Raw genomic sequence first — 5,111 nt, 5'->3', positions numbered from 1 at the left:
CAGATGGCGTGGGTGCGCGCCCGCCGCGACGGACACCGACCAGGCGGGGCGCACCCACGCCATCTGGCTGCTCGGCCCCGGCCCGGAGCAGGCCACGCTGACCGCTCTCGCCGGTGGCGGGGACCTGGTCGTCGCGGACGGCAACCACCGCAGCCTGGCCGCCCAGACCGGAGGGTTGCCGCGCTTCCTGGCCGTGGTCACCACCCCCGCGTCGGTGGCCATCCAGCCGTACAACCGGCTGGTCAGCGAGCTGACCACCACCCCGGCCGAGCTGCTCGACCGGCTGCGGGCCGCGGGTGCCGACGTCACGCCGATCGACGGCCCGGTCGAGGTCCCGGCGGCCGGCGGCACCGTGCACCTGCGCCTCGACGGCCAGGGGTACGCGGTGCGCCTGCCCGCCACCGCCTCCGCCCGCCTGGAGAACCTGGACCACGCCCTGGTCGAGCGGCTGGTGCTGCGCGACGCTCTCGGTCTGGACCCGGGCGACAAGCGGATCACCTACGTCGGCGGTGACTATCCGGCGAGCTGGCTCACCGGTGAGGTCGATGCCGGGCGGGCCGAGCTGGCCATCCTGATCGCGCCGGTGACCGTGGCGGATTTCGTCGCGGTCAACCTGGCCAGGGAAAAGATGCCCCGCAAGAGCACCTGGTTCACCCCGAAGGCGCGCGGCGGTCTGGTCGTCGCCGAGCTGCCCCGCTGAGCGCCACCCCCACGACCGTGTGACGAACCCGGCTCGGGGACGCCGCCCCTGTGACGTCCCCGAGCGCGGCCTGACAGACTGCCCGGTATGCGCGTCTACCTGGGATCCGATCACGCCGGTTTCGAGTTGAAGGTGCACCTGGCCAACCACCTGGCCATGCAGGGGTACGAGGTGGTCGACGTCGGCCCGCACGGCTACGACCCGGACGACGACTACCCCACGTTCTGCCTGCACACCGGCGATCAGGTGGTGGCCGACGAGACGGGTCTCGGCGTGGTCATCGGTGGCTCCGGCAACGGTGAGCAGATCGCCGCGAACAAGGTCGCCGGCGTCCGCGCCGCGCTGGCCTGGAGCGTCGAGACCGCTCAGCTGGCCCGTCAGCACAACGACGCGAACGTGGTCGCCATCGGTGCCCGTCAACACACGTTGGACGAGGCGACCGGCATCGTCGAGGCGTTCCTGAACACGCCGTTCTCCGGCAACGAGCGGCACGCTCGGCGGATCGCCCAGGTTGCCGAGTACGAGCGGACCCGGAAGCTGCCCGACCTGCCCTGACCGTGCGGCGCCTAGCGCGGCGAGCGGGGCAACTCCTCGCGGGGCACCCAGTTCCGCCGGACGACCACCACCCGGGCCTCCGCCTCGGCCAGGTCGTCGTCGGTGGGGCGGGCGGCGTCCCGGGCCCGTAGCGCGGCGCTCAGCCCCACCTGGGACGAGCCGGAACCGACCAACCCGCGCAGCCCCCGCTCGCCGTCGCGCTCGTCGCCGCCGGTACTCCTGCGTCGCGGCGGCGGGTCGTCGCCGTCATGCACGCCCGGGGTGCTGGCCGTCGGACCTTCGGCACCCGGTCTGGCCGTCTCGGTGTCGGCGTGGTGGCGCAGTCGTCGCCGTCGTCGGTCGGGGTCACCCATCAGCCGACCGTACCCTGCGGGGGTTTGATCGGGCACCGTCGCGCGGCCTCGCGCCCCGGCCGGGGTCGGCGACCGATTTGCCGGCTGGCTACCCTCGAATCCAGGCGGTGCTGTGCCGTCGGTCAGGGGGAGGACGAGATGGCAGACCAGACGCAGCCGTGGGCGGAGCGGACCGTGGAGGTGCCACCGCAGGCCGGCGTCGGGGTGCCGCCGCAGCGCGACGGGTTCCGCCGGGGGGTCGCTCCGGTGGGTCAGCCGCGCAGCCCGCGGACGGAGCCGTTCCCGGTGGTCGAGCAGGAGCCGACCGGCACCGGTTGGCCGGGCGAGCCGGTGCCCCGCCGTTCGCTGAGCTCGCGGATGACGCAACTGCGGCGCGGCGGCGAGTGGAGCGCGGCGGCCGGCCTCTTCGCGTTCGTGTGCTGGGGGATCTGGGCGCTGTCCGGTCAGGGTGACCTGAGCGGGCCGCTGCTGGTGCTGGTGCTCAGCCTGCTGGTGGCGGTCGGCCTGTTCGCCCTGTTCCGGCTGGTCGGCCGGGTGGTGCTGGAGCGGCAACTGGGTCGGGTCCGGCGCACCGCCCGAGGTGCCCACCTGGCGACGGCGGTGTTCCTCGCGGGCCTTGGGGTGGCGTGGCTCCAGCAGACCGAGTGGGTCGTCTCGGCCTGGAACTGGATCTCCTCGAACTGATCCCGGGAACGCCGGGCGGGCCGGCCTTCGCCGCCCGCCCGGGCGCCCGGTCGCGGCGCTGCGCGACACCGGTCGTCTCCCCACCAGGCAAGGTCGCCGCTTACCCGGCCGGCCGCGGTTCATCCGTGGCCGGCCGGTCCGGCTGGTACCCGTTCGGGGGCCCGCTCGGCCCAGCGGCGTCAGTGCGCCGCGTCAGCGCGCGGGTTTGTGCGCCCGGACCAGGATCCGCTGGGCGTGGGCCACGAACGGACCGTGACGACGGATGTGGTCGTGCAGGTCGGCGAGGCGGGCCCGGTAGCGGTCCACGGTGAAGTCCGGCACCGTCCAGATGACCTTGCGGAGGAAGTTCACCACCGCTGCGACGTCATTGAAGGTGGTCGGCAGCGCTTCGTGCCGCAGCTCGAAGTGGCACGGCACGCCGGTGCGGCCGCGGAGGACGGCACCTATGCGCTGGTGCTGGCCCAGGAGGCCCAGGCACGCGACCTCTACCTCCTGGGCCGGTACGCCGACGCGCTGGAACTGCTGGACAGCTCCCTGCCGGTGCAGCGTTCGCTGCTGGGCGCCGAGCACCTCACCGTGCTGCGGGCCACCTGCATCCACATCGCCTGCCTGCGCAAGACCGGGCGGCTCGACGCCGCCGTGAGCGAGGGCGCGGCCAACTACCGGCTGGTGACGCGCCGCTTCGGGACCGACCATGTGCTGGCCGCGGAGGCGGGCATGACCTGTGCCAACGCCATGCGCGCGGCGGGCGACGCCACCCAGGCGTACGCCCTGGCCGCCCAGGGGCACGCCACCTTCCGCGCCGTCTTCGGGGAGCGGCATCCGGTCACGCTCTGCGCGGCGGTCAACCTCGGGGTGATCCTGCGGGCTCGCAACTTCGACCGTGAGGCCCGGGAGTTGGGTGCGGCCACCTTGCAGGCGATGGGCGAGGCGCTGCCACCCACCCACCCGTACCTGCTGAGCGCGCGTTCCGCGCAGGCGATCAACCTGGTCCGGTCGCACCGGCTGGAGCAGGCGCAGGTCCTCTCCGAGGCGATCCTCGAGGACTCGCGTCGCCTGCGGGGGCCGGGGCACCCGTACACGCTCTACTGCGCGGTCAACGCGTCGGTCGACCTGATCGAGGTCGGCGAGGAGGCTCGCGGCCGCGCGTTGCTCGACGAGGCCGCCGCGGCGCTGGAGGCGATGTTCGGGCCGGACCACCCGGAGGTGGACGCCGCCCGGGGTCAGCGGCGCATCGAGTGCGACATCGAGACCGTCGGGTTGACCTGACGCCTGCCCGCCGGCGTCGACGGCGGTGCGCGAGCCGCTGGTTCAGCCGGTGGTGATCGTCGGTCGACGTGTCCGCTCGGCCTCCGCCACCTCCCGCCGCCCGGCGGCGTCGGCGGACGCCGGGACCGGCACGCTGGCCAGCCGACCGATCCGGTCGGCCAGGCGATCTGTCCAGAGCCGCCCCGCCGAGGTGAGACTTCCGGCCCGGGCGAGTTCGACCAGGGCGCGCTCCAGTTGCGCCCGCACCAGCGCGAACTGCCCGGTGGCCTGCGCCGCCAGTTCCGGGTGGGCGCGCAGCGCGGCCCACACCTCGGCGACGGCCGTGAACGCGTACGTGCCGTGCAGCAGCCCGCCGATCGGGCGCGGGTCGGGGCGCCAGGGCGCGAAGTAGCGCACCGGGTCGGCCGGTTCGTGCAGCTGGACCAGGCCGAGGACGGCGTTGAGTGTGCTGTGTTGCAGCTCGTGCACCATCGTCACGGCCAGGTCCACCGGGTCGAGGCCGGCGTCGGCGGCGAACGCCCCGAAGGCGTCGGCGTGCGTGACGCTGTGCCCGCGCTCGGTGCCGCCGGCCAGCGGCACGAACGTGCTGATCCCGGCGGCCACCTCGGCGGCGTGCGTCGGGGCGTACGCGACGAGCAGGTGCCAGGCGTGCCCGACGGTCCGTTCCAGCGCCGCGGCCCGTGGTGGGGAGAGCCGGGCGGCCACGGGTAGCCCGAAGCAGTCGCGGTACGGGTCCAGGTCTTCGACGCGGAGGTCGAGGGTGACCGACTGGTCGGTGAAGCGCCACCAGCGGGTGGGCGTCCACTGTCGTCCGGTCAGGTCGGCCGGCGTCAACGTTGTGCTGCCGCCGCGTCGGCGCAGCACCCCGAGGCCCGGCACGGGCACCAGCCCCGCACACGGCGTGACCGGCACCGCCGCGTCCGACCATCCGCTGAGGGCGGCCGCCGCGAGCGCCGCGAACGGGAGGTAGTCCGGTCGGCCGGCGCTGCTGTGCCGGACCCGATCGATGGCCCAGACGGCCAGCCACGGGTGATCGAGCAGCAGGTCCGCGGCGGCGGGGTCGAGGCGGTGGGCGTGGCCGAGCAGCTGCGCCGGCGCCGTCAGGGCGTCGTCGGTGTCGGCGAGGCTCTTGAGGACGAGCATCGTGCGGTTGCGTTGCGCGCGCCGCAGACCGCGGATGGAAGCCGGGCCCGCCCGACCGTCGGCGAGGCGGGCGAACTCCGACCGGGTCAGGTGGAGTCGGCGCCGGGGTCGAGGAAGCTGTTCCAGCCGGCCAGCGTCGTCTGTCGGGGAGTCTTCAGGGTCGCGACCAGTTCCTCGATCCATCGGGCCAGTTCCGGATCCTCGTCGCGTAGCAGGTGGCTCAGACCCTGCGTCAACACGTCGACCACAACGAGGTGATCAGGTGCGGGTTGCTCAGTCATCGATGTCCCGGGTTGGCGCAGGCGTGCTGACATGAAAACACGTCAACGTCTGTGATCACCATCGGCTTACCGTCCGTCACCGGAGGTCGCCGGTCCCCGGGGCCCGTACCGCCGCCGGGCGCGCCC

Annotated in this window: 8 protein-coding genes; 4 read left to right on the top strand and 4 right to left on the bottom strand. The window is 74.0% G+C overall.

Features of this window, described 5'->3' with window-relative positions:
* Both PSH25_RS07945 and PSH25_RS07940 read left to right on the top strand, forming a co-directional pair.
* The coding region (locus tag PSH25_RS07945; RefSeq protein ID WP_238658373.1) for a DUF1015 family protein at window positions 1–700 on the top strand (700 nt) is incomplete at its 5' end.
* Window positions 701–787: 87 nt separating this feature from the next.
* Window positions 788–1,255 carry a ribose-5-phosphate isomerase gene (locus PSH25_RS07940; protein WP_238658372.1) on the top strand — a complete coding sequence of 156 codons (468 nt, stop codon included), beginning with the start codon at window positions 788–790 and terminating at the stop codon, window positions 1,253–1,255.
* Window positions 1,256–1,266: 11 nt separating this feature from the next.
* Here the strand turns inward: PSH25_RS07940 and PSH25_RS07935 are convergent, their stop codons facing one another.
* Window positions 1,267–1,608 carry a hypothetical protein gene (locus PSH25_RS07935; protein WP_238658371.1) on the bottom strand — a complete coding sequence of 114 codons (342 nt, stop codon included), beginning with the start codon at window positions 1,606–1,608 and terminating at the stop codon, window positions 1,267–1,269.
* A gap of 138 nt (window positions 1,609–1,746) precedes the next feature.
* Here PSH25_RS07935 and PSH25_RS07930 point away from each other — a divergent pair, with 138 nt between their 5' ends.
* Window positions 1,747–2,292, top strand: coding sequence for a hypothetical protein (locus tag PSH25_RS07930; RefSeq protein ID WP_238658370.1), 546 nt, complete (start codon window positions 1,747–1,749; stop codon window positions 2,290–2,292).
* Between the two features lie 192 nt (window positions 2,293–2,484).
* Here PSH25_RS07930 and PSH25_RS07925 read toward each other — a convergent pair whose 3' ends face one another.
* The gene (locus tag PSH25_RS07925) at window positions 2,485–2,646 is read right to left on the bottom strand and encodes a hypothetical protein (protein ID WP_238658369.1); all 162 of its coding nucleotides are present in this window, start codon (window positions 2,644–2,646) and stop codon (window positions 2,485–2,487) included.
* A 36-nt stretch (window positions 2,647–2,682) separates the two neighbouring features.
* Between PSH25_RS07925 and PSH25_RS07920 the strand changes: the two genes are divergently transcribed.
* Window positions 2,683–3,561, top strand: coding sequence for a tetratricopeptide repeat protein (locus PSH25_RS07920; protein WP_238658368.1), 879 nt, complete (start codon window positions 2,683–2,685; stop codon window positions 3,559–3,561).
* 42 nt (window positions 3,562–3,603) lie between these two features.
* On the opposite strand, the gene PSH25_RS07915 is transcribed toward PSH25_RS07920, so the two are convergent.
* Window positions 3,604–4,704 carry an aKG-HExxH-type peptide beta-hydroxylase gene (locus PSH25_RS07915; protein ID WP_238658367.1) on the bottom strand — a complete coding sequence of 367 codons (1,101 nt, stop codon included), beginning with the start codon at window positions 4,702–4,704 and terminating at the stop codon, window positions 3,604–3,606.
* An 86-nt stretch (window positions 4,705–4,790) separates the two neighbouring features.
* On the bottom strand, window positions 4,791–4,985 hold the full coding sequence (locus PSH25_RS07910) for a hypothetical protein (RefSeq protein WP_238658366.1): 195 nt from the start codon (window positions 4,983–4,985) through the stop codon (window positions 4,791–4,793).
* Window positions 4,986–5,111 lie beyond the last annotated feature (126 nt).

Origin of the sequence: Micromonospora foliorum (genome assembly GCF_022229015.1) — a bacterium.
Lineage (GTDB): Bacteria > Actinomycetota > Actinomycetes > Mycobacteriales > Micromonosporaceae > Micromonospora > Micromonospora foliorum.
This window is presented reverse-complemented; position numbering and strand designations above follow the sequence as displayed.

Coding starts and splice junctions, on each gene's coding strand:
- PSH25_RS07935 (WP_238658371.1), bottom strand. CDS start 1,608: ATGGGTGACCCCGACCGACGACGGCGACGACTGCGCCACCACGCCGAC.
- PSH25_RS07940 (WP_238658372.1), top strand. CDS start 788: ATGCGCGTCTACCTGGGATCCGATCACGCCGGTTTCGAGTTGAAGGTG.
- PSH25_RS07910 (WP_238658366.1), bottom strand. CDS start 4,985: ATGACTGAGCAACCCGCACCTGATCACCTCGTTGTGGTCGACGTGTTG.
- PSH25_RS07930 (WP_238658370.1), top strand. CDS start 1,747: ATGGCAGACCAGACGCAGCCGTGGGCGGAGCGGACCGTGGAGGTGCCA.
- PSH25_RS07915 (WP_238658367.1), bottom strand. CDS start 4,704: ATGCTCGTCCTCAAGAGCCTCGCCGACACCGACGACGCCCTGACGGCG.